The organism is Arenibacter algicola, from assembly GCF_000733925.1.
In the GTDB taxonomy this organism is placed as follows: Bacteria; Bacteroidota; Bacteroidia; order Flavobacteriales; family Flavobacteriaceae; genus Arenibacter; species Arenibacter algicola.
In genome coordinates this window covers 1,163,380-1,185,338 of sequence record NZ_JPOO01000001.1, presented here as the reverse complement: position 1 = coordinate 1,185,338, position 21,959 = coordinate 1,163,380, and the positions used below count along the sequence as shown (strand labels likewise).

Sequence of the window (21,959 nt, the reverse complement as noted above, 5' to 3'; positions counted from 1 at the left end):
GGCAAGCAAGGCAATAAAGTAGGCAAGAACGACAATAAACTAGATAAGAATAACTATAAATAATATCACAATACCCCCTTAACTTTATTCCGTTTAAAAAACGCTTTAATGGAACTCCTGTCCCAATTAGTGAAACATTTTAAAATCAAATCAATAAACGGATCTGTTTTATTTAAGAGCCTATAATCACTAACAGCAATATCATAAAAGCCATAAAACAATTTTATAATCCTGCCTTTTTGACTACTTTCACAGTTAAATTTTTGGGGCTTAATATCCGGCTGATCCAAAAAACCTAATTTAATAAATTGTAAAAAATTTTCTTCAGATAGAATCGGATTGTTATCCCTTCCCTTTTTTTGAGTTAACACTAAAAAATGGTTAACAACAATATTCATCGGTATTCCTTTATTAAATTTATTCTCCGATTTCCTTAATGTTGCCAATTCTTCATCAAAAGGTGTTTTAGTCGGTAAATCAGATTTTCTAATTTGCTTAACCTTAAGCATCTCAAGGCTAATCTTTTGATTAATATCATTAGTACAAAATGAATCTATTTTACTTGGCATTTCAAGGAGGTCAATACCCCAAGGATTATTACCTAAATAAAAACCATTGCTTGCACTTTCAATATTATATCGTGAAATTTCCGAAACTAGGATATCCTTAAATTTTATAAATTCACTTATATTCATTTTATTTAAAGCAGTCCTTAAATCCAACCAGAAGCCATTCCAAGAGTCAATGTATTTATCATAAATATCATATTCCCACCAACCAATCAGATTTTCTTTAATCAACGCCAGTACTTCCAAATTACCTAAAATTTTAAAAGTTGTTGGATCAAAAGGCGGTCTGTGAAAAGAATGTATGTTTATTATTATATCCTGTAAATGACGAGCGATAGGTTTAATAAAAGTGCTATCTAAGTTTGAAGCTTCATGCATTATCTTTATGAAAATGGTGTTATCATCTTCAGCAATTAACTTTTGTTCATTTAAAAGAAAAGCATATCTCTTTAACCATTTATCGATATATTCAAAATTAGCCACCATAAATCTTCCTGGGCCAGTTTCATCCCTCTCTATGATGTACTCAAAACCGTCAATATTAAAGACTTGAAATTCCAATGAAACTCCATATTTTTGAACCCTAGTTTTTACCTTTGGAGTTAGATGTATTAATCTTTTTGAGGCGCAAAGAAAATCTCTATTTATAAAATGCACTAATGACCAATCTACAATTCTACTTACCCTAGGACCATCATGTACAGTTTCCAAGAGTTTATTCCGGTCACCGTTTCTGGTTAACTCTGAAAGCTTTTCGATTGAAGCCGAATAAAATCCACAAATAGGACTAGTTGACCAAGTCACCCCTATAGAATTTACAAATTGCTGAATTGAATTTACTTGTGTTTTATAATATTCTGGATAATAAATATTATTAATATTTATCTCAACTACGCTTTTAAGATTGTTAGAATTTCTTTCAATTTTACGTATGTATTTATTTTTATCTTTTTCCTCTGCAACAATAAGGCAATATAAATCAGAATAAATAATAATCAATTGACTAAGATGTGCGCCGAACATTTCAGTATATCCACTTGATATTGTAGGGGTTTCATTTTCAATAATTTGTCGCTCTAATTCTTCACGCCAAACCTTCCTTAAATCATTAATAAAGGGATTATTAGGACCTCCCTTAAACGCCTCTTGAAACACAACCATTGAATTGATTGATTCAAAATACTCCTGAACCGTATCAGGAAAATCGCGTACATCGATACCCATATTAAAAATTCATTAGTTTATCCGCAAATTCCTTTTTCTTATCGTCCTCAAACCCATCAAAATAATTTTGGGTCACCCTAGTATCACTATGGTTCAAAGCCTCGCTAATCAGCTCTATACTAGCCCCTATATTGATCATGTTGGTGGCATAGGAATGTCTAGCCCAGTAAGTGCTTAAGCCCTCAGGGAAATGGTATTCCTTAGCAATACGTTTTAACTGTTGGTTGGTGGCCCTAATGAAATTGTTCACTTTTCTAAAGATAACCTCTGGAGAATCCCCATCTTCCAAAATTGGAAACACATAAGATTTGTCCCCTCGATACTCCGTCTTATATTTATCAAGTATCTTTTGGGATAAATCATTCAGTCTTACTGTTATTTTCTTTTTATTAGTTCTCTTTTTAACTTTCGTCTTTTCCCGATAATAGGAAATTTCACCATTACTTATATTTTCAAATTTAAGCATAGCGATATCCTTAAAATTCATACCACTACAGGCATAACTAAAAAACCAGTAATCTCTGGCCCTCTCTTGTAAGGGCGGTAATATAGCATGATAAAAAAGCTCTACCTGGCTCCTGATCAGTGTTTTCTTTACCTTCTTTTCCTCAGGTATCTCATACTTCTTTTTCCCAAATGGGTAGTACCTCTTATCCAAATCATTATCTGAAATAGCATTGTTAAATATCACTCTTAACGTACGGGTGTAAATTGCAACTGTAGTAACACTCCTGCCGAGATCATCGATCATGTAGCTTTCGTAATCGTGCAACCATTTAGGAGTAACCTCAACGAATGTTAAAGACTCTTTGGGAACTTTGGTTCTTTGTGCTTCATACTTCATCAAGGATACCAGGGCAGAATTATAACTCTCAGCAGCCCCGATTCTGCCTTTTTTTCTAAATTCCGTAATAGCCTTGTTAAAATGATAAACAACACTTATCTTATCGGAAGATTTTCTTCTTAGTTTTTGCTCGAAGGTTTTAAAATCAAAATAATCCAAGGATTTAGCAGATTCCTCTGCCCTCTCGCTTAAGTTCATCAACATTTGATAGTTCTCCCTATCGTTACCTTTCAATTTATCGGGGTTCTTTTTGCTCTCCCATGAATTTAAAAAATCGTCTTCCGTCATTTCAATGCCCGTAGTAACCCTTTTAGCTTTTTTAAGGTCGTTTACCCAAACTCTAACCTTGATGGGAAACTTACCGTTTTTAAGCTGCCTACGCTTATCCTGTACTATTGATATTTTATAATCCATGACAACTCTTTTTTAATTTGCCCACAATTTACCCACATTTGCCCACAAAAACAATAAACAAACCAATAATATTAATATATTTATCAACCGATATACCCCACATAATCAGCGTAAAACGTAACATTTAGTAATAAACTTGATATATCAATTAATAATAACTTATGATTACGGCTCAGAAGGTTACTGGTTTGAATCCAGTCGAGGTCACGAATAAATAGTACAATATGAAAAAACGCCAAGTAAGCTTGAGCGTTTTTTTGTTTGTGCTATTTTCAAAGCGGAGCTTTGCAGGATGTGCGACAGTAAATCCTGTCGAGGTCACAACAAGCAAGAAACCACGTCTTTTAAGGCGTGGTTCTTTGTTTATTGGAAAAAGCTAAACGAAGTTTGAGGTTTTGGAATAAAAAAAGAACCAGCAGCGATAGCGGAGCGGTTTCTTATTTGCAGCTTTGAGCAGCAAGGAAAACCGTAGCTAATCTTGTCGAGGTCACAACAGGCAAGAAACCATGTCTTTTAGGCGTGGTTCTTTTTTACGGAAAAACTGGTCCGCTCATTTTTTTTCAGAAAAATCAATTATTAAACTATATCACCCCAATTACCGCATAATATCATATTTTTAAATAATATTTGCAAAAAACACAATTTGAAGGTACTGCCATTTAAAATACCAAAACCAAAAAACGAAGCACTCATCTACCAAGAGGATCGCGAAAGAATATTCTATGGCCAACTTCATCAACATCAAGAAATACAAATAAGCCTTGTCGTAAAAGGATCTGGCTCCTTTGTTGTGGCAGACACTATAAATGAATATCAGGAAGGAGACATTTTGGTTATAGGTGAATATGTTCCCCATGTCTTTAAAAGTGATTCCGACAAAAGTGATGAATCTATCATGTGTTCCCTATTTTTTAAAAAGGACTCATTTGGAAAACATTTTTTCGAGTTAACGGATATGGCAGAAACCAAGGAATTTTTTAAAGGTTCGGAATACGGACTGAAGGTGCTATCCAAAAAACAGAAAATCACAAAACAATTCAATAAGTTAAGTCATCAAAATAAGATTGAAAGGGTAGCTACACTTTTGAAAATACTAAATTTAATAAGTACAGCGGTATCCACTCCCCTGTCTTCTTTTGTTTACAAAAAAAGGTATACGGACGACGAGGGAAAACGAATGAACGATGTGTTTGAATATGCCATGGAAAAGTTTTATGAACCTATTACTCTGGAAGAAATTGCGGACAAGGCCCATATGAACAAGAATTCATTTTGCCGCTATTTTAAAAAACGAACCAACAAAACATTTTTTCAATTTTTGATTGAAATACGAATTGAAAATGCCTGTAAACTTATCACGAACAGTCCCGACCTTTCAATTGCCATGATATCCGAACAATGTGGTTTTGGAACCATTGCCAATTTCAATAGAAAATTTAAAGAAATTAAAGGTCTTACCCCAACGGATTACCGCAGACAACGATGATATTGGTAGAGAGTAGTGAGAAACTAGAGGTTAGAAAATAGACTGGATACTTATGTTCAAACATCAAGGTTTAAAGTCTGTTATAATGTTACAATGTCTCAGTTCTAATATCTAACTTCTACAAACCGTCATTGCGAGCGAAGCGAGGCAATCTGTTTTATTCAGTGAACGATTAAAAATTAGCACTAACAAAATTTTCAGTGCCGTTTTGCCAAAAACCATTGGCCAATAGGCAATGGTTTGTTAGTTCAACATTATTTAACAACTTCATTGTAATCGTGGCAAGTGGCAGATTGTTTCGCCACTTTAATCCCTGTCCTTACTATAGTCCTCCCCCTTCCCCCTAACAAGGAGGGGAAATAATTCCCAGTGTAAATTATTAAATCTACCCAAACACATTACCTCCAATTAGGGAAGGCTTGTCCCGCATTTTTTTGCGGAAGGTTAGAGGAGAATACGGAAGGGATTGAAACCAAAGGCTTGTTTACAGGTGATACCTCCCAGATTCACCGGGCCACATTTTTCTTCGCGCGCAACAAGGCTTCCAAATAATAATCAGCGTAGTATATGAAATATACTATTTCTCTTCTCGCACAAAGTCCTTTTTTAGTCGTATTGGACTGTCCGGCACCCTATTGATAAGTTGTTTTTTGCCGTCCTTTTTAATAAGGTCGAAGGCATCATAGAGGTTTCCTATAGGGGTATACGCCTCATATTTAATGGTATCATTGGTAACGGTAATGATTTGAAACAATTGGGTGTATTCCCCCCTTCGCACCATCCAATCCTGGTCTTGGGATTCGTACATTTTAGGGCCACTAACAGAAACCGCATAAACAGTGCCTGCATCATCCAACACTGTTAACCCTTTACCTTTATTATCAGCATAACCTCTTGCGTATGTATGATCATGCCCTTGTAATACCAAATCTACCCCATATTTATCTATCAATGGTTTTATACCTTCTCTCAGCTCCCAATTGTCCCGTCCTTCCTTGGTAGAATAAACCGGATAATGCGTGAAAATGGTTATCCATTTTTTAGTGTTTGATTGCAATACGGAATCTAGCCATTTTATCTGTGCCGAACGGGCTTCCATACTTTCATCATAACCTTCGCTATCAATAGAAATCAATTTCATGTCTTGATAATCAATTGCAAAACACGTTTCTTTTAATTCCTCAATTGGTCCATTTTCGGGCAAAGTGAATTGTGGTTTCCACAAAGAGGTTAATACACCATCCCTGTATTCATGATTACCCGGTGTCATAACACTTGGCACCGTGGCATGGATAAAGCTACCTGCATAAAACCATTCTCCCCATTCCAGATTGGCATCCCTGTCGTTAATTAGATCGCCAGCATGCAACATGAAATTCACTTCTGGAAATTTTCGATAAGAATTTCGTATTACCCTGGACCAGAGCGACTTCACATTATTTTGGGCATCCCCAAAATAAATAAAACTAAAAGGCTCTCCCATAGTGTCACTGGCCGTGGTATATTGAAACCATTCACTCCAACCATCGTTGCCTTCCTTACCGTTACCTACCCTATAGACATAGGTAGTTTTTGGTTGTAGATTATTCACTACCGCCGAATGGTATACGGCTTTTACAAGAGGCTCTTTACTATTCTGATTTTGAAAAATTTCACTTTTCGCTTCCACTCGTCTTACGTCTTTCAGCAAAAACTCCGGTCCATCGGTCGCCACTGCAATTTCAACAAATCCAGCTTCCACTTGTTGATCCGTTCTCCAATTCACAGCCATACTATGGGCCGCATCCGCCGTTAAATTGGCAATTACCCTGTCCGGTACTCGGGACGGAAACATTAATTTATGGGCCATTATTGAATCGTGTTCCGGATAATGGCTATGAGAATGGGAATGGTCGTGTCCAGTGTCAAGGGAGTGACCATGAGGTACTTTTTCCTGTTGTGATTTACAACCTACAAGAATTACAAATAAAATGAACCCTAGTTTTTGTGTTAAGCGTATTGTTCCCATCATTTTCAGTTTCATTAAGTTTGGATTAAACAAAAATGAATTCCGAATATAATATGATTCCGGTGAATTACCTACAGTTTTCGTATGCATATCTCGATCCTTACGGTATCTTGATAATTTCATAATATATCTTAACCAAAAATGGATATCACGATAAATATGGCGAATAGCAAAAACAAAAAAACGCCCATTCTTACGAAGGGCGTTCCTTTTTATAAATTATAAAACTTATAGTGCAGCTACTTGCTTAGTTAGTTTGCTCTTTAAGTTTGCAGCTTTGTTGGAATGGATAATATTGCGCTTGGCCAATCTATCGATCATACTTACTACGCTTGGCAACAAAGTTTCAGCAGCTTTCTTATCCTCCTCTGTACGCAATCTTCTGATAGCGTTACGGGTTGTTTTATGCTGGTACCTATTACGTAATCTTACCGCTTCGTTCCTTCTAATCCTCTTTAATGCTGACTTATGATTTGCCATTTTCTATTTAATTAATTTTTTTATTGGGCTATACCCTTAAATGTACTGTGTAGTCCGTAGGGGAATCGAACCCCTGTTACCAGGATGAAAACCTGGCGTCCTAACCCCTAGACGAACGGACCATTTTTTGGTTGCAAGTACGGACAGAATTTTCAAGTTGCCATCAGTACCCCAAAATTTCAAAATAACCTTAGTAGTCCGTAGGGGAATCGAACCCCTGTTACCAGGATGAAAACCTGGCGTCCTAACCCCTAGACGAACGGACCATCAAATCGCATAATTGCGGATGCAAAAATACAATTATTTTTTACTATCGCAAGACCTAAATAAAATTTTTTAAAATCTTTTAATACGCCTTGGCAAAAAGCACTCTTTTTGAAGATGGTTTTCCCGTTACCATGCAGACTCCAGCTTCTTCTTTGGCATCAATGGGAATGCAGCGAATAGTAGCTTTTGTTTGCTCTTTCACCAATTCTTCCGTTTCCGAAGTACCATCCCAATGTGCCGAAATAAATCCACCTTTACTTTCCAACACTTCCTTAAATTCTTCATAGGAATTTACCTCGGTGATATGTGTTCTCCTATGTTCCAAGGCCTTATTATGAATATTTGCCTGAATATCCTTCATCAAAAATTCAATTTTCGCCACTACCTCATCGGCCTTTACGGTTTCCTTTTCAAAAGTATCCCTTCTCGCTACCTCAAAAGTGCCATTATCCATATCCCTCTGCCCTATAGCCAAGCGAACAGGAACTCCTTTCAGCTCGTATTCATTGAACTTAAATCCTGGTTTCTGCGTATCCCTATCATCATATTTTACAGAGATTCCTTTGGATCTCAATTCCTTTACCAAAGGAGCTACTCTTTCCGAAATAGCATCCAATTGATCTTCACCCTTATATATAGGTACGATTACTACTTGTATTGGAGCCAATTTAGGCGGTAACACCAGTCCGTTATCATCACTATGGGTCATGATCAGAGCACCCATGAGTCGCGTGGAAACACCCCAAGAGGTTGCCCACACATATTCCTGCACACCTTCCTTGGTAGCAAACTTTACATCAAAAGCTTTCGCAAAATTTTGCCCCAAGAAATGTGAAGTACCAGCCTGCAAGGCCTTACCGTCCTGCATTAAGGCCTCTATACAATAAGTCTCCAAAGCCCCGGCAAAACGCTCACTGGCCGTTTTGGTTCCTTTTATAACAGGTACGGCCATGTATTCTTCTACAAACTCGGCATACACGTTCATCATCTGTTCCGCTTCAGCAATTGCCTCCTTTTCAGTGGCATGTGCAGTATGCCCCTCCTGCCATAAAAATTCGGCAGTTCTCAAGAAAAGACGGGTCCGCATCTCCCAACGCACCACATTGGCCCATTGATTGATCAACAGCGGTAAATCGCGATAAGACTGAATCCATCTTCTATAGGTATCCCAAATTATGGTTTCCGAGGTAGGCCTAACAATAAGCTCTTCCTCCAGCTTGGCTTCGGGATCCACTATAATACCACTACCATCCTCGGCATTTTTTAGCCTATAATGGGTCACAACGGCACATTCCTTTGCAAAACCTTCCACATGACTGGCTTCCTTGCTCAAGTAAGACTTGGGTATAAATAATGGGAAATAGGCATTCTCATGTCCAGTTTCCTTGAACATAATATCCAATTGGGCCTGCATCTTTTCCCAAATAGCGTAGCCATAAGGTTTAATGACCATACAACCCCTAACTCCCGAATTTTCAGCTAAATCCGCTTTTACAACAAGTTCATTATACCATTTGGAATAATCCTCTGCTCTTTTCGTTAAATTTTTACCCATACCAGTAAGTTTGGCACAAAACTTGCGACCTTATTATTAAATAAAATAGTTCGGCAAAACTAACTATTTTTACAATGTTCAACAATTTAATTTACAGCGATGATACATTCTCTACCCCACCGAAGAATACATATAGCAGCAACTGTTGTACTCCTTAGCATAGTATTGGCATCTTGCGGGTCTTACCAGCAAGCCTCTTATTACGACAATGACGGCATCTATTCCAGTAACACGGAACAAGTCAGGGTAACCGAACAACGGCCTAGAACCCAACAGCCTGCCCCAAAACCAAATGCCTATGGCGATTATTTTGGGCAAAAGGCAGATGAATATGGGGAAATTCTGGACAGTGAGGTATTCACCGATGTTGATGGTTATTATAGTGATACGGAATCCGACAGCCTAAACTATAACCAGGATCTAGGCTATAATGGCGCCAACAACGACTATAATGGGTACGGATCTTGGGGGGATAACGCCACCAATGTGAGTATTAACATTTATGATGATTGGGGTTGGGGAGGCTCTCCATTCGCGTGGGGATATGGTGGTTTTTATGGTGGCTTCTACGGAGGATATTACAACCCATGGAGATGGAACCGTTTCGGATATGGATATGGCTGGAACAACTGGGGTTGGGGAGGCTATGGCTGGAACAACTGGGGCTGGGGAGGTTATGGCTGGAACAACTGGGGCTGGGGAGGCTACGGTTGGGGCGGTTACTATAATCCTTACTTCTATTCCCCTTATCGACACTACCCCTACTATTCCCGTAGCAGGTTCGGCAACAATTACTATAATAGAAATTACGCTTATAGCGCTAGCAGGAGAGGTGTTTACAACTCTAATTCCAACCTTAGGAGCACTGCCCTGAACGGAAGATCAAATATTGGGACTGCTAACCGAACAAGCACTAGCAGATATAGAAGCACTACTTCGCGCAGTAATATCAATAGGAGCGGAACTACGTCGCGCAGTAATGTTGGGGTAGATGCATTGGAAAGAAACCGATCTTACCGTACCAGCAGAAGCACAAGGGCGGTACCAAATTACAATAGCAGCTCTAGAAGCAATCAGACTTACAGGAGCAACAGTTCTAGCGGAACCTATAAAGGCACAGCACCTAGAACTTCTACCTATAGGAGCTCTGGTAGCTCAACTTCAAGATCTTCAAGTGGAACTTATAGAAGCTCTAGCCCAACTAGGTCTTCAAGCGGAACCTACAGAAGTAGCTCAAGTAGTTCCCCCTCTAGATCATCGAGCGGCAACTATAGAAGCTCCAGTAGCTCCAACAGTTCCAGTGGAAGCGTAAGAAGTTCGAGCAGTTCTTCAAGATCATCGTCATCCAGTAGTAGGAGCAGCGGAAGGCGCAATTAAAAAATATGGCCCCTTATTTCAATAAAAACTTTCAAAATTAATTAAAATGAAAAGGAATTACACTTTCATTCTACTATTGGTATGTGCATTTGCCAGCGCCCAGAACATCAATGATGTTTTAAGGCTTAGCGGAGAGGGTTCTTATGGAACAGCACGTTTTCAAGGATTAAATGGGGCATTTGGCGCCTTGGGAGGAGATATGTCATCCCTAAACATAAATCCTGCAGGTTCGGCTGTTTTCAACAACAGCTTGTTATCCTTAACTGGATCCAATTACAATATTAAAAACGATTCCCGCTATTTCAACGGTAGCCGCAGCACCTCCTTGAATTCATTGGATCTCAACCAAGTTGGGGGTGTATTCGTATTTAAAAGCACCAACAGCAATTCTCCTTGGAGAAAAATTGCATTGGCATTTAATTATGACCTGGTGAAAAATTTTGACGATGACCTATTGGTTTCAGGCATTAGCGATCAGGGTATTGACAATTACTTTTTGGATTTGGCCAATGGAGTACCCTTTGGACCACTTTTAATACAAGACGGAGAGTATATAGAAGAAGCCTATCTGGACATAGGATCCACATTAGGATTTGTTGATCAGCAAGCATTTTTGGGATATTACGGCGGCATAATAGACCCTGTAGATTTCTCGGACGATAATAATACGGATTATATCTCCAATGCTAAATACGGCACTGTTAACCAAGATTACTCTCAGAGCACTACTGGATACAACAGTAAGTTTACCGCCAACTTGGCCTCGCAATACGGTGACAATTTGTATTTGGGAGCTTCCCTGAACATTCACAGTGTATTCCTGGACAAACTCACCCAATTGTCCGAAAGGGGTTTTGATACCGATTCTGAAATTCAGACTATAACCTTCGATAATCTACTTAGGACCCAAGGAAACGGTTTTTCCTTTAGTTTGGGAGCCATTGGGAAATTAAATGAAAATTTTAGAATTGGTGGTAGTTATCAATCCCCAACCTGGTACAATTTATCGGATGAAACCTCTCAAAAAATATATTCGGATCTGGCCGATAGTGATATTTCATTTATCAATTTTAATATCATAAATATTTATGAGGATTACACCATTAAAATACCGGGCAAACTAACCGGAAGTTTAGCTATGATTTTTGGTAAGAATGGCCTTTTAAGTTTCGACTATAGCTATCAAGATATGTCAAAAGCAGAGTTAAGACCGGGGTCCGATCCCAGTTTTGCCTCAGAAAACGATTTTATCTCCGATAAATTAAGCACCGTTTCAACTTTTAGATTAGGTGGTGAATACCGCATTGAAGCCCTAAGTTTAAGGGCGGGATACAGGTTTGAACAGAGTCCGTACGCCAATGGCGGCACCATTGGGGATTTAAATGGCTATTCAGGTGGTATAGGATATAATTTTGGAGGAAGCAGACTGGACCTATCCTACAACTACTCTACCCAGGACATAAACAAACAACTGTTTGATGTTGGCCTTCCAACACCAGCCAGTATAACCAATAAAAACTCCGTCGTAAGTTTGGGCTACACACTGAATTTCTAACAAACACAATATTTTAGAAACGAAAAAGACGGGATTTACCCGTCTTTTTTATTTTAGAATAATTTGATTATCGCTTTAAGGTAAAGTGGGTCCTAACGGAGCGCGCCACTATAATTCCGTCTTCGTCCCGTGAATAGTCCATTCTAAACCAGTAGTCCGAAGAAGGCATTGGCCTTCCGTTAAAGGTACCATCCCACCCTATTGTAGTCTCATCAATCTGCTTAAGGAGTTTGCCGTAACGATCAAATATAAAAACCACCGGATCTATCAAGGTGGAGATTCCATACACATTCCAGCGGTCATGGATACCGTCGGCATTGGGGGTAAAGAACTTTGGATAACCTACCACCAAAAACTCGATGGGCTCTGTAGTTCCACATCCATTTTTGTCATTTATAATCACCGTATTTACCCCTGGTGGAACATTATTAAACACAGGGTCATCTTGAAATTCCCCTCCGTTTATAGCATATTCATAATTACCGTCCGGGTTGGCCACTACTATTTCCACAATATTGTTATCCGAAAGGTCATCCCTAACGATAACTTCCTGTAAAACCGGGGTTCCAAAAAAGGTAATCAATATATCATCACCTACGTTATTTCCAAAACTATTGGTTAGTTCAACAAAATAGCGCCCAGAATTAGGGCTGCTAACCACCAATTCGGCATTGGAAGGTCCGGATCCCGGCAGAGTGGCATCAATAACGCCATCGTCCTCATAATCTACAGTCCAAACAACAGTTGCAATATCAGGTCCAAAAGGAGAATTTTGTGCAGATAGGGTGATGTCCGGATCACCCTCACAGGCAATAATATCCAATCCCAAAAATTCGTCCCTTAAAGTACAATCCAACGCATTATCTTGATCGGCATCAACCGAACTACCCGTAAAAGTCAATGAAAATTGCTCGGCATCATCATTGAAATTGGTGTTGAAATTATTAATGTAAATATAGTAGATTTCTCCTGGGAGCACATCTAACCATTCATCATAGGTGTTTTGACTCTGTTTAAGAAAAGGAGCTCCCACATCCCCATTCTCCGGATTAATACCTATTCCAGTAAATCGCGTATTATTGGCTTCATAATTACAACGGATAGGTTCTGAGTTACCACTTCCTATAATCGAACAGAAATTTTGACCACTGGTCTGGTCATAAGGACCATAAACCGCAAAATCCCATTCCGCTGTTATTGTAGTACCCGATACCGGCAAAGCCTCAATATCAAAACCTACCTGACCTCCGGTACCTGCCCTAAAAACGAACCAAGAGGTATTGTTTTCGATATTCGCAGAACTTACACTACCTTTCTCCAAACAACCGGTCTGCCGAATTTCATCAGGGTCAAAATCGTCTATATCACCACTACCATCAACAAATGGCATAATTGGCTGGCCATCTGCACAAACAGGAATGGCACTCCTACAATCAGGTGAATTTTGCGCAACTATATTGCTGACAAACAACAACATAATGCAAATAGAACAGGTAAATGTCCGCATAAAAATTGGGGCTAAATACATACTTAAATCATGTATAATAACTCGCATGAAAAAGATTTAGTATAAAACAGGTATATTTTATCACAAAACTTGGACTTTTTCACATGTATTCATAATGGTTTTGCCAGACCTGGATACCCATTGTTTATACGTAATTATTAAATGGAATATACAGACAAAGTTCATCAAGATTAGATGGAAAGGATTTAGTTGCCTTCCCCCACCAATTTGCCATTAACGCTTAAGGGAGAAATGATTATTGATATACTTGGCCACTATTCGCTGACCGTCCAGATCTTTAAAACTAAGTTTGAACCAATAGTCATCCGATGGCAATGCTACACCATTATAGGTACCGTCCCAACCCATGCTATTTTGGGACAATTGTTTAAGCAACTTTCCATACCGGTCATATACCGTTAATATAGGCTCTTCCAAACTGGAAATACCAACAATATTCCAAACATCGTTCGCCCCGTCCCCATTGGGAGTGAAAAACTTGGGAAACCCTACCACGACTATAGTTTCAGTAGCAGTTCCACAACCATTCAAATCGCTCAATGTAACACTATGCCTACCAGGAAGTACATTATAAAATTTATTATCTGACTGATATGTACCTTCATCCAAACGATATTCAAAATCGCCCTCCCTATCTGGGATTATCGTTACCGTATTGCTATCCTGCAGATCCTCTATTATCACCTCCTCAATATGAGGTGTTTTTGAAGCATAAACATTAATCATAAAGGTATTGTCACAAGCTGAAACACCAAGCTTATCTGTAATCGTTAGGGAATATTCCCCGCCTTGGGTAACGGTTATACTGGAAGTTGACTGGCCAGTGCTCCAGAGATAATTATATTCCGGATCTGGGACCGTCTCCCCTATCACAGCACTGAGTTCCCCTTCGCAAAGAAAAACCTCCAAGGGAAAATTAGGAGTCAAAGGTTCATGGACCGTTAATTTAAAATCCTCCGAAGCATCATAACATCTTGGGTTCTGTACGGAGGTGGCCCTAATGTATATCTGCTGTTCCCCTGCCTGTAACCCATATTCCAAGGGCAGGGCATTTACCCCTGCATCCGCATCGGCCGAACTCTTATGATAGGATATAATTACCTCGTTCGCAGATTGCCCGCCCAAAGCCATTTGATCTTTATCACTTAAATAAAAATATTCGGAATCCAAACAAAGGTGTTCTTCACCTACAGGAGAAGTTGTAGGCGCCTGGGAAAATCCTACTTGCACATCACTAATAATATTATTCTGGGATTGGGTTATTACCTCCACTCGGAAAAAAGCAGCTTCCAGCACATTTAAGGTAGCAGAAACTTCCCCAGGAATTACAGCATAACCATTACCTACATCCTTATACCAGGTGTAACTTACCACATCCGCAGTAGTAGCGTCCAAAACAATATTCTCATTGTTACATGCCGCAATTGGAGGTCCCAAAAGATTGTTGATTATTGCGCAATCCAGCGCATCATAGGGGTTGGTAACAAAGATTTGACCTGTGAACTGAATGGAAAATCCAGAATTTATATTACTAAAGTTATTCACCAACAAGTAATAGTCCTCACCGGGCGAAACCTCCAACCAATCTTCATATTGAACATTATCCGATGCCCCTTGAGGGTCCTCCCCTACACCAATAAAACTATTGGCATCCCTATTGTCAAAAAAATTACATCGTATCGGTTCTCCCAAGGAATTGCAATCACTGGCCTTATATAGGGCAAAGTCCCAATCTTCGTTAGAATCAAAACCAATATTAAATCCCAATTGCCCTGAAGCCCCAGTCCTAAATCTATACCAAGCAGCATTGGATTCAATTGCGCCGGAGGGTGTTTTTTCCAAACAACCGGATTTACCTGCACCTTTAAAGTCATCCGCACCAAAGCCATTGGTACCCCCGTTAACCGGTGTATTGTTACAAATAGGCACTGCATTGGAACAATCCGGAGCCACTTGGGCCACGGCCAAAGTATTGCTGAGACACCAAATAACACCAAAAACGACGACCAACCTGTTCATGAATACCTACAAAATTTGGGAATTTCAAAATTAACACCCTAGTTTAGTTAACACTAATTTATGTTGTGTAAGGAGGTAAATATGGTATTAACTGGCATATAATGTATATCTTTGCTGCCTTAAAAAGCAATTTTAAATGAAAATCGACAACGCATTGGAAAAGCATTTTGAAGAGTTAGGGGACGATCACGTTTCCGCTGCTGAAGACACACCTTTACGTAAGGATGCATTTGTGCTAAGTGATGAAGAAAAAATAGAACGTATAAGGGGCAGTGTAAATGAAATAATGCTGACCTTAGGCCTTGACCTTGATGATGATAGCTTAAAGGGAACACCAAACAGAGTGGCCAAAATGTTTGTACAAGAAATTTTTGGAGGCCTAAATCCCAAAAAAAGACCAAAATCATCCACCTTCGACAATAAATACAAGTACGGAGAAATGTTGGTAGAAAAAAACATCACCTTATATTCTACCTGTGAGCATCATTTATTGCCTATTGTGGGAAAAGCCCATGTGGCCTATATTTCCAAAGGCACCGTTGTTGGCTTGTCCAAAATGAATAGGATTGTAGATTATTACGCCAAAAGACCTCAGGTCCAGGAACGATTAAACATTCAGATCGTAAGGGAACTTCAACAGGTTTTAGGCACGGAAGATGTTGCCTGTGTTATAGACGCCAAACATTTATGTGTAAATTCCCGAGGCATACGCGATATTGAAAGCAGTACAGTAACGGCCGAATACGGCGGAAAATTTAAGGAAGAGGCCGTTAGAAGAGAATTTTTGGACTATATAAACATCGATACTAAATTTTAATTGTCCCGCTTAATAATGTCTTTGTACCAAACTCAAAAATTAAAAGTTTACAATTCCCTTACGGGAGAAAAAGAAGTTTTTGAACCTTTAAGCGAGGGCCACGTGGGCATGTACGTCTGTGGACCTACCGTTTACAGCAATGTACACTTGGGCAATTGCAGAACCTTTATGTCTTTCGACATGATTTTCAGGTATTTAAAGCATTTGGGTTACAAGGTGAGATATGTCCGGAATATTACAGATGCCGGGCATTTGGAAAATGATGCGGAAGACGGAGAGGATAAGATTGCCAAGAAAGCAAGATTGGAGCAATTGGAGCCCATGGAGGTGGTACAACAATATACCCTGGATTTCCACAGCATACTGCAAAAATTCAATTTATTGCCTCCAAGTATTGAACCTACCGCTACTGGACACATTATTGAGCAAATTGAAATCATAAAGAATATTCTTGAAAAAGGATATGCTTACGAAATTAACGGGTCTGTTTATTTTGATGTTGAAAAATTCAATAAGACCAATGAGTACGGTAAATTAAGCGGGCGAAAATTGGAGGATATGATTGCCAATACCCGTGAATTGGCAGCTCAGGACGAAAAAAAGAGTCCGCAGGACTTTGCATTGTGGAAAAAAGCGGAAGCCCAGCATATAATGCGTTGGCCTTCGCCATGGGGCGATGGTTTTCCTGGTTGGCACTTGGAATGTACAGCTATGAGCACCAAATATCTAGGCGAAACTTTTGACATACATGGTGGCGGTATGGACCTAAAATTCCCTCATCATGAATGTGAAATTGCCCAGGCCGAAGCCTGCAACGGCCATGCCCCGGTAAAATATTGGTTGCATGCCAATATGTTGACCTTGAACGGTAAAAAAATGGCCAAATCCACAGGAAACAACATCTTGCCCAATGAGATGTTTTCTGGAGAAAATAACATCTTAAGCAAACCGTATACACCATCTGTGGTGCGCTTCTTTATGATGCAGGCACACTATACCAGTATATTGGACCTTAGCGACGAAGCGCTATCCGCATCCGAAAAAGGGTTTCAAAAATTGATGGATGCCATTGGCAGCATGGATAATCTACCTACTAGTAAATCATCGAGCTTTAATGTTGAGGAATGGAAGCAAAAAGGTTACGATGCCATGAACGATGATTTCAACACCCCCATGTTAACGGCCAATTTATTTGAAGCCGTAAAGCGTATCAATTTAATCAAGGAGGGCAAGGAAACCATAACCCAAAAGGACAAGGAACTGTTTATAGAGACCATGCATAGTTTTGTTTTTGATATATTAGGCCTGGAAAATCAAAATAGTGCTATGCTTAATTCTGATAAATTAAGCAGTGTAGTTGGTCTTCTTATACAGTTGCGAAATGAAGCACGGGCCAATAAGGATTTCTCCACATCGGACAAAATAAGGGACCAACTGGCAGAGATGGGCATTCAATTGAATGATGGAAAAGACGGCACCACCTTTAGTCTTTCTTAAACCAGGCTGCAATTTTTAATACTATGGCATTTATAAAAAAAATATTAATTGCCCCATTTGTACTATTGGTGAAATTTTATCAGAATTTTATCTCACCCCTTACCCCGGCCTCCTGTCGCTATTCCCCCACCTGTTCACAATACACTTTGGAGGCCCTGCAAAAACACGGACTGTTCAAAGGAGGATGGCTAGCCTTAAAGAGAATCTTTAGTTGCCACCCTTGGGGAGGAAGTGGATATGACCCCGTTCCATAGTTGCCTTATTACCTCTTTTCTAGTTTCCAGTTCTGTTTTCCTGCTCCTAAATAATTATTGAAATCTGCATTGAGCCATTGTAATATGAGTACACTTCCATAATCATATAGTGATTCATTGATATATTGTTTTAATTACAAATTGATCCAATAGCAGATTTCCAAATTAACCTATTTCCGTCCACTATTCTTTGCAGTATTTACTTATCTTAGTCGCTTAAAAAAAATCGTAGATGTACTTTTTAGGCTTTACTTGGAATCCCGCCGATACCCTTTTTAAAATTGGGGTAATTCAAATAAAATATTACAATCTTCTTTGGATAATTGCTTTCGCATTGGGCTGGTATCTCATGAAAAAGATTTTTTTAAAAGAAAAAAAGTCCCTGGAGCAGCTGGACTCCCTTTTTATCTATACCGTTCTGGCTACCATGTTAGGGGCAAGATTGGGACATGTGTTCTTTTATGATTGGCCCTATTATCAAAACCATTTATTGGAAATACTATTACCAATAAGGGAAAGTGCGGATAGTCAACTCTTTGGATTTATTAATGGTTACGAATTTACAGGATTTACTGGCTTGGCCAGCCACGGGGCTGCTATAGGAATAATTATAGGCATGTACCTCTACACCAGAAAATATCCTGAATTCAAAATTCTATGGATTCTGGATCGCATTGTTATTCCAGTCTCTATTGGCGCTTTTTGTGTCCGTTTAGGGAATTTCTTCAATTCGGAAATCAACGGCAAACCTGTGGAAAAATCCTTTGCCCTTGCCACTAGGTTCATCCGGGATTCCGACGACATGCCTGCGTACAAAGTATTATCCATTACCCAAGAAAAAACGGTAAATGCCGCGTATAACCTTATTGAAAAAGACCCTCGGTTTGCCGAGTACCTTGAGGCTATTCCCTACAGGCATCCCGCACAACTGTACGAAGGGTTTTGTTATATTTTTGTCTTTGCCATTTTGTATTACCTATATTGGAAAACAGACAAAAAAGATAAACTTGGGTACCTTTTTGGAGTATTCCTAGTGCTTTTATGGACGGTTCGGTTCTTTGTGGAATACGTAAAGAAAAGTCAGGGCGGATTTGAGGAATCTCTTGGTTTATTATCCACCGGCCAATGGTTGAGCATACCATTTATTTTAGTTGGATTCTATTATATCCTCAGACCAAAATCGGGCACCTCTAAAAAGTAAGCTGCAGAAGAATAATGGCAACTGCACCAAACAGAAATTGTAAAATGGGAAATAATAAAATCTATCTACTCTTTGTTGTTTGTTTTATCATTCAGCTTTCCTGTAAGGAAGAATCGAAAAAAGCTATAAAAACAGCTCCGGTCACCTTCAAAAAGGAAGGGGATCTTCGCATACTGAAGAAAGGGTCGGATTCTCTTTTAACCACTCTGGATATAGAAATAGCGGATACCGATTATGAAAGGGAAACTGGCCTCATGTACCGCAGTTCCATGGAGCCTGGCCAGGGAATGCTTTTTGTTTTTGATGATGTTGCCATGCATTACTTCTATATGAAAAACACCGAATTTCCCTTAGACCTCATCTTTGTGGACGACCAATTGAAAATCGCCAGTTTTCAAAAAAATGCACAACCCTATAAGGAAAATAGCTTGCCCTCTAAAGTTCCCGTAAAATATGTTCTGGAAGTAAATGCCGGCATGTCGGACAAATGGACTTTAGCCGTGGGGGATTCCATTGCATATAGAAAAACACCATAACTGGCGAATAAGATTGTTTGGTTCAGTTTAGAAAGTAAGGTACTCTAAATGGCTCAAATACTCATAAAATGCCTATTTTAGAGAGTTCAACCAACAAAAAATCATTCCTTTGTCAGTCTATAAAAAAGTTCCCCTAACTCTTTTAGCCCTTGCTTTGGCCTTACCGCTTGCGGCTCAGAAAAAAAACCAGTCCTTTCAACTACATATTCACAAGACAACAGCAGCTATAGAAGTAGATGGGATCGGGAACGATTTGGCCTGGCAGGATACCGATGTGGCAACCAACTTTTATATGGTATTGCCAATGGATACCGGAATGGCCAATGAACCCTCTGAGATCCGGATGACCTACGACGAAAACAATCTTTACCTTTTGGCCACTTTTTACAACGCCACCAAAGGCCCTTACTACGTAGAATCATTACGCCGGGATTTTAGTTTTGGAAAAAATGACAACTTTTTGTTGTTTATGGATCCCTTTAACAACCAAACCACCGGTTATTCTTTTGGCTCCAACGCTGCAGGCGCCCAATGGGACGGTACCATGCACAGTGGTGGAAGCGTAGATCTCAACTGGGACAGCAAATGGGTATCTGCAGTAACAAGCGATGATGAAAAATGGGTCTTTGAAATGGCTATCCCCTTCAAATCCATACGTTATGAGGATGGTGTTATGGAATGGGGCATTAACTTTAGTCGACTGGATTTAAAGTCGGGCGAAAAATCGAGTTGGACTCCCATTCCCCGACAATTTCCCACGGCTTCACTGGCCTATACCGGAACTTTGGTCTGGGATTCCCCTCCTCCTTCCCCAAAAACAAATTTTTCCATTATTCCTTATGTATTGGGAGGTATTGGTGAAGATATGGAAAATAACACGGATACCCAGTATGATAAAAAAATTGGAGGCGATGTCAAGTTCAGTCTTAGCACTTCTTTAAATCTGGACTTGACGGTAAATCCGGATTTCTCACAGGTAGAGGTAGATCGACAGGTAACCAATCTAGACCGATTTGAACTTTTTTTTCCAGAAAAAAGACAGTTCTTTTTGGAGAACGGAGATCTCTTTGCCAACTTTGGTTATGCCACCATACGTCCGTTTTTCTCCAGGAGAATTGGATTGGGCGTCCCCATAAGAGCTGGCGCAAGGGTTAGTGGTAACCTCAATAAAAAATGGCGCTTGGGTCTTATGGATATGCAAACGGCAAGCATAGATGAAACTGGGCTGCCTAGTCAAAATTTTGGTGTACTCTCATTACAAAGAAAAGTCTTTGCAAGGTCTAGCATAGGCCTTATGTTGGTAAACAAGGAATCTTTTAATTACCCACAGGATACGGATTCCCTAAGAACAGTTTTTCCAAAATTCAATAGAAATGTGGGTTTGGAATATAATTTAGCTTCCGCCAATAACCAATGGACAGGGAAAGCCTTTTTCCTGAAGTCATTCGCCCCCAACAAGAATGGCAACGGAATTTCCCAAGCGGCCCATTTGGAATATAAAAGCCGTAAATGGAATTGGAAAATACAGGAAGAATCGGTTGAGGACGATTATACTGCCGAAGTTGGTTTTGTGCCAAGAAATGGCTACGTAAACGTTACTTCCTATATAGGGCATCTATTCTTTCCCAAAAAGAGTACCATTTTGAGTCATGGCCCAAAACTAAGCGCAAGCTATTTTTTTAATGAAAAATTGGAGCGTACAGACAATATTAACCTTTTGGAGTACCTGTTGGACTTTCGGGACCGTTCCAAATTGAACTTTGGCGTATCCGACGAATACGTGGAACTACTGTCCCCTTTTGACCCTACAAGATCGGGCAAGGAATCCTTGGACGTTGGAACCCAGCACCATTGGAATGCCTATACCTTCGATTTCATTTCCAAGCCCCAAAGTATGTTTACGTATTCCTTTGGTGGGCGTTTTGGAGGATATTATTCTGAAGGCAACAGAACAAGCCTTATTAGCGAATTGGGTTACCGTTTTCAACCCTTCGTAAGTCTAAGCAGTAATTTAAGCTATAACCACATCAATCTACCAGCGCCATGGAACAACACAGAATTTTGGCTTATTGGCTCGGAAGTAGATATAACCTTTACCAATAAATTATTCTTTGCCACCTTGTTCCAATACAATGAGCAATCCAAAAACTTTAATCTAAATTCGCGGTTTCAATGGCGATACAAGCCAGCGTCCGACTTATTTTTAGTGTACAGCAACAACTACCTTATTGAACCCTTTGAAGGAAGAAATTGGGCTCTCACATTAAAATTCACTTATTGGTTCAATAAATAAAGTCAAAAATTGTAATAATTAAATTGATAATTTAT

Annotated in this window: 16 protein-coding genes and 2 tRNA genes; 9 read left to right on the top strand and 9 right to left on the bottom strand. The window is 39.3% G+C overall.

The genetic code is table 11. The features are described from left to right. Positions 1-65 precede the first annotated feature (65 nt). Together U735_RS0105085 and U735_RS0105080 are read right to left on the bottom strand one after the other, a co-directional pair. Positions 66-1,793 carry a hypothetical protein gene (locus U735_RS0105085; RefSeq protein ID WP_031442791.1) on the bottom strand — a complete coding sequence of 576 codons (1,728 nt, stop codon included), beginning with the start codon at positions 1,791-1,793 and terminating at the stop codon, positions 66-68. A gap of 1 nt (position 1,794) precedes the next feature. Beyond that, positions 1,795-3,051: a tyrosine-type recombinase/integrase gene (locus U735_RS0105080; protein ID WP_031442790.1), complete on the bottom strand. Its 1,257-nt coding sequence runs from the start codon at positions 3,049-3,051 to the stop codon at positions 1,795-1,797. A gap of 643 nt (positions 3,052-3,694) precedes the next feature. On the opposite strand from U735_RS0105080, the gene U735_RS0105075 reads away from it, so the two are divergent. Next, complete coding sequence (locus U735_RS0105075) at positions 3,695-4,537, top strand: AraC family transcriptional regulator (protein ID WP_031442789.1); 843 nt, start codon at positions 3,695-3,697, stop codon at positions 4,535-4,537. A 577-nt stretch (positions 4,538-5,114) separates the two neighbouring features. Here the strand turns inward: U735_RS0105075 and U735_RS0105070 are convergent. The 5 genes from U735_RS0105070 to proS all read right to left on the bottom strand — a co-directional run bounded on the left by U735_RS0105070 (position 5,115) and on the right by proS (position 8,847). Continuing rightward, positions 5,115-6,560, bottom strand: coding sequence for a purple acid phosphatase family protein (locus U735_RS0105070; protein WP_232233177.1), 1,446 nt, complete (start codon positions 6,558-6,560; stop codon positions 5,115-5,117). A 213-nt stretch (positions 6,561-6,773) separates the two neighbouring features. Further along, positions 6,774-7,025 carry a 30S ribosomal protein S20 gene (gene rpsT / locus U735_RS0105065; RefSeq protein ID WP_031442787.1) on the bottom strand — a complete coding sequence of 84 codons (252 nt, stop codon included), beginning with the start codon at positions 7,023-7,025 and terminating at the stop codon, positions 6,774-6,776. 50 nt (positions 7,026-7,075) lie between these two features. Continuing rightward, positions 7,076-7,147: transfer RNA gene (locus U735_RS0105060), tRNA-Glu, on the bottom strand. A 72-nt stretch (positions 7,148-7,219) separates the two neighbouring features. Then, a tRNA-Glu gene (locus U735_RS0105055) sits at positions 7,220-7,291 on the bottom strand. 80 nt (positions 7,292-7,371) lie between these two features. After that, entirely contained in the window at positions 7,372-8,847 is a 1,476-nt protein-coding gene (gene proS, locus U735_RS0105050) for a proline--tRNA ligase (RefSeq protein WP_031442786.1), read from the bottom strand. Positions 8,848-8,946: 99 nt separating this feature from the next. Between proS and U735_RS25490 the strand changes: the two genes are divergently transcribed. Together U735_RS25490 and U735_RS0105035 are read left to right on the top strand one after the other, a co-directional pair. Continuing rightward, positions 8,947-10,224 carry a hypothetical protein gene (locus U735_RS25490; RefSeq protein WP_142189699.1) on the top strand — a complete coding sequence of 426 codons (1,278 nt, stop codon included), beginning with the start codon at positions 8,947-8,949 and terminating at the stop codon, positions 10,222-10,224. Positions 10,225-10,270: 46 nt separating this feature from the next. Beyond that, positions 10,271-11,779: an OmpP1/FadL family transporter gene (locus U735_RS0105035; protein ID WP_031442783.1), complete on the top strand. Its 1,509-nt coding sequence runs from the start codon at positions 10,271-10,273 to the stop codon at positions 11,777-11,779. A 67-nt stretch (positions 11,780-11,846) separates the two neighbouring features. Here U735_RS0105035 and U735_RS0105030 read toward each other — a convergent pair whose 3' ends face one another. Continuing rightward, complete coding sequence (locus U735_RS0105030; protein ID WP_316933001.1) at positions 11,847-13,334, bottom strand: T9SS type B sorting domain-containing protein; 1,488 nt, start codon at positions 13,332-13,334, stop codon at positions 11,847-11,849. A 186-nt stretch (positions 13,335-13,520) separates the two neighbouring features. After that, positions 13,521-15,326 (bottom strand): T9SS type B sorting domain-containing protein, encoded by a 1,806-nt coding sequence (locus U735_RS0105025; protein ID WP_031442781.1) that lies wholly within the window; start codon positions 15,324-15,326, stop codon positions 13,521-13,523. A 136-nt stretch (positions 15,327-15,462) separates the two neighbouring features. Between U735_RS0105025 and folE the strand changes: the two genes are divergently transcribed. From folE to U735_RS0104995, 6 genes are all read left to right on the top strand, one after another. Continuing rightward, positions 15,463-16,143 carry a GTP cyclohydrolase I FolE gene (gene folE, locus U735_RS0105020; protein WP_031442780.1) on the top strand — a complete coding sequence of 227 codons (681 nt, stop codon included), beginning with the start codon at positions 15,463-15,465 and terminating at the stop codon, positions 16,141-16,143. Positions 16,144-16,158: 15 nt separating this feature from the next. Next, positions 16,159-17,640 carry a cysteine--tRNA ligase gene (gene cysS / locus U735_RS0105015; protein WP_031442779.1) on the top strand — a complete coding sequence of 494 codons (1,482 nt, stop codon included), beginning with the start codon at positions 16,159-16,161 and terminating at the stop codon, positions 17,638-17,640. A 23-nt stretch (positions 17,641-17,663) separates the two neighbouring features. After that, positions 17,664-17,894, top strand: a complete 231-nt coding sequence (gene yidD / locus U735_RS0105010; protein WP_031442778.1) for a membrane protein insertion efficiency factor YidD — start codon at positions 17,664-17,666, stop codon at positions 17,892-17,894. A gap of 232 nt (positions 17,895-18,126) precedes the next feature. Then, complete coding sequence (lgt, locus tag U735_RS0105005) at positions 18,127-19,095, top strand: prolipoprotein diacylglyceryl transferase (protein WP_031442777.1); 969 nt, start codon at positions 18,127-18,129, stop codon at positions 19,093-19,095. A gap of 44 nt (positions 19,096-19,139) precedes the next feature. Then, a complete protein-coding gene (locus tag U735_RS0105000) occupies positions 19,140-19,631 on the top strand; it encodes a DUF192 domain-containing protein (RefSeq protein ID WP_031442776.1) in 492 nt (163 codons plus the stop codon). A 109-nt stretch (positions 19,632-19,740) separates the two neighbouring features. Beyond that, complete coding sequence (locus U735_RS0104995) at positions 19,741-21,924, top strand: DUF5916 domain-containing protein (RefSeq protein WP_031442775.1); 2,184 nt, start codon at positions 19,741-19,743, stop codon at positions 21,922-21,924. Positions 21,925-21,959 lie beyond the last annotated feature (35 nt).

Excerpts from the sequence above, each read along its gene's own strand:
- U735_RS0105030 (WP_316933001.1), bottom strand. The coding sequence starts at position 13,334 with ATGCGAGTTATTATACATGATTTAAGTATGTATTTAGCCCCAATTTTT.
- U735_RS0105000 (WP_031442776.1), top strand. The coding sequence starts at position 19,140 with ATGGGAAATAATAAAATCTATCTACTCTTTGTTGTTTGTTTTATCATT.
- lgt (WP_031442777.1), top strand. The coding sequence starts at position 18,127 with ATGTACTTTTTAGGCTTTACTTGGAATCCCGCCGATACCCTTTTTAAA.
- folE (WP_031442780.1), top strand. The coding sequence starts at position 15,463 with ATGAAAATCGACAACGCATTGGAAAAGCATTTTGAAGAGTTAGGGGAC.
- U735_RS0105025 (WP_031442781.1), bottom strand. The coding sequence starts at position 15,326 with ATGAACAGGTTGGTCGTCGTTTTTGGTGTTATTTGGTGTCTCAGCAAT.
- yidD (WP_031442778.1), top strand. The coding sequence starts at position 17,664 with ATGGCATTTATAAAAAAAATATTAATTGCCCCATTTGTACTATTGGTG.
- U735_RS0105035 (WP_031442783.1), top strand. The coding sequence starts at position 10,271 with ATGAAAAGGAATTACACTTTCATTCTACTATTGGTATGTGCATTTGCC.
- U735_RS0105070 (WP_232233177.1), bottom strand. The coding sequence starts at position 6,560 with ATGAAACTGAAAATGATGGGAACAATACGCTTAACACAAAAACTAGGG.
- proS (WP_031442786.1), bottom strand. The coding sequence starts at position 8,847 with ATGGGTAAAAATTTAACGAAAAGAGCAGAGGATTATTCCAAATGGTAT.
- U735_RS0105080 (WP_031442790.1), bottom strand. The coding sequence starts at position 3,051 with ATGGATTATAAAATATCAATAGTACAGGATAAGCGTAGGCAGCTTAAA.
- rpsT (WP_031442787.1), bottom strand. The coding sequence starts at position 7,025 with ATGGCAAATCATAAGTCAGCATTAAAGAGGATTAGAAGGAACGAAGCG.
- cysS (WP_031442779.1), top strand. The coding sequence starts at position 16,159 with ATGTCTTTGTACCAAACTCAAAAATTAAAAGTTTACAATTCCCTTACG.
- U735_RS25490 (WP_142189699.1), top strand. The coding sequence starts at position 8,947 with ATGATACATTCTCTACCCCACCGAAGAATACATATAGCAGCAACTGTT.
- U735_RS0105085 (WP_031442791.1), bottom strand. The coding sequence starts at position 1,793 with ATGGGTATCGATGTACGCGATTTTCCTGATACGGTTCAGGAGTATTTT.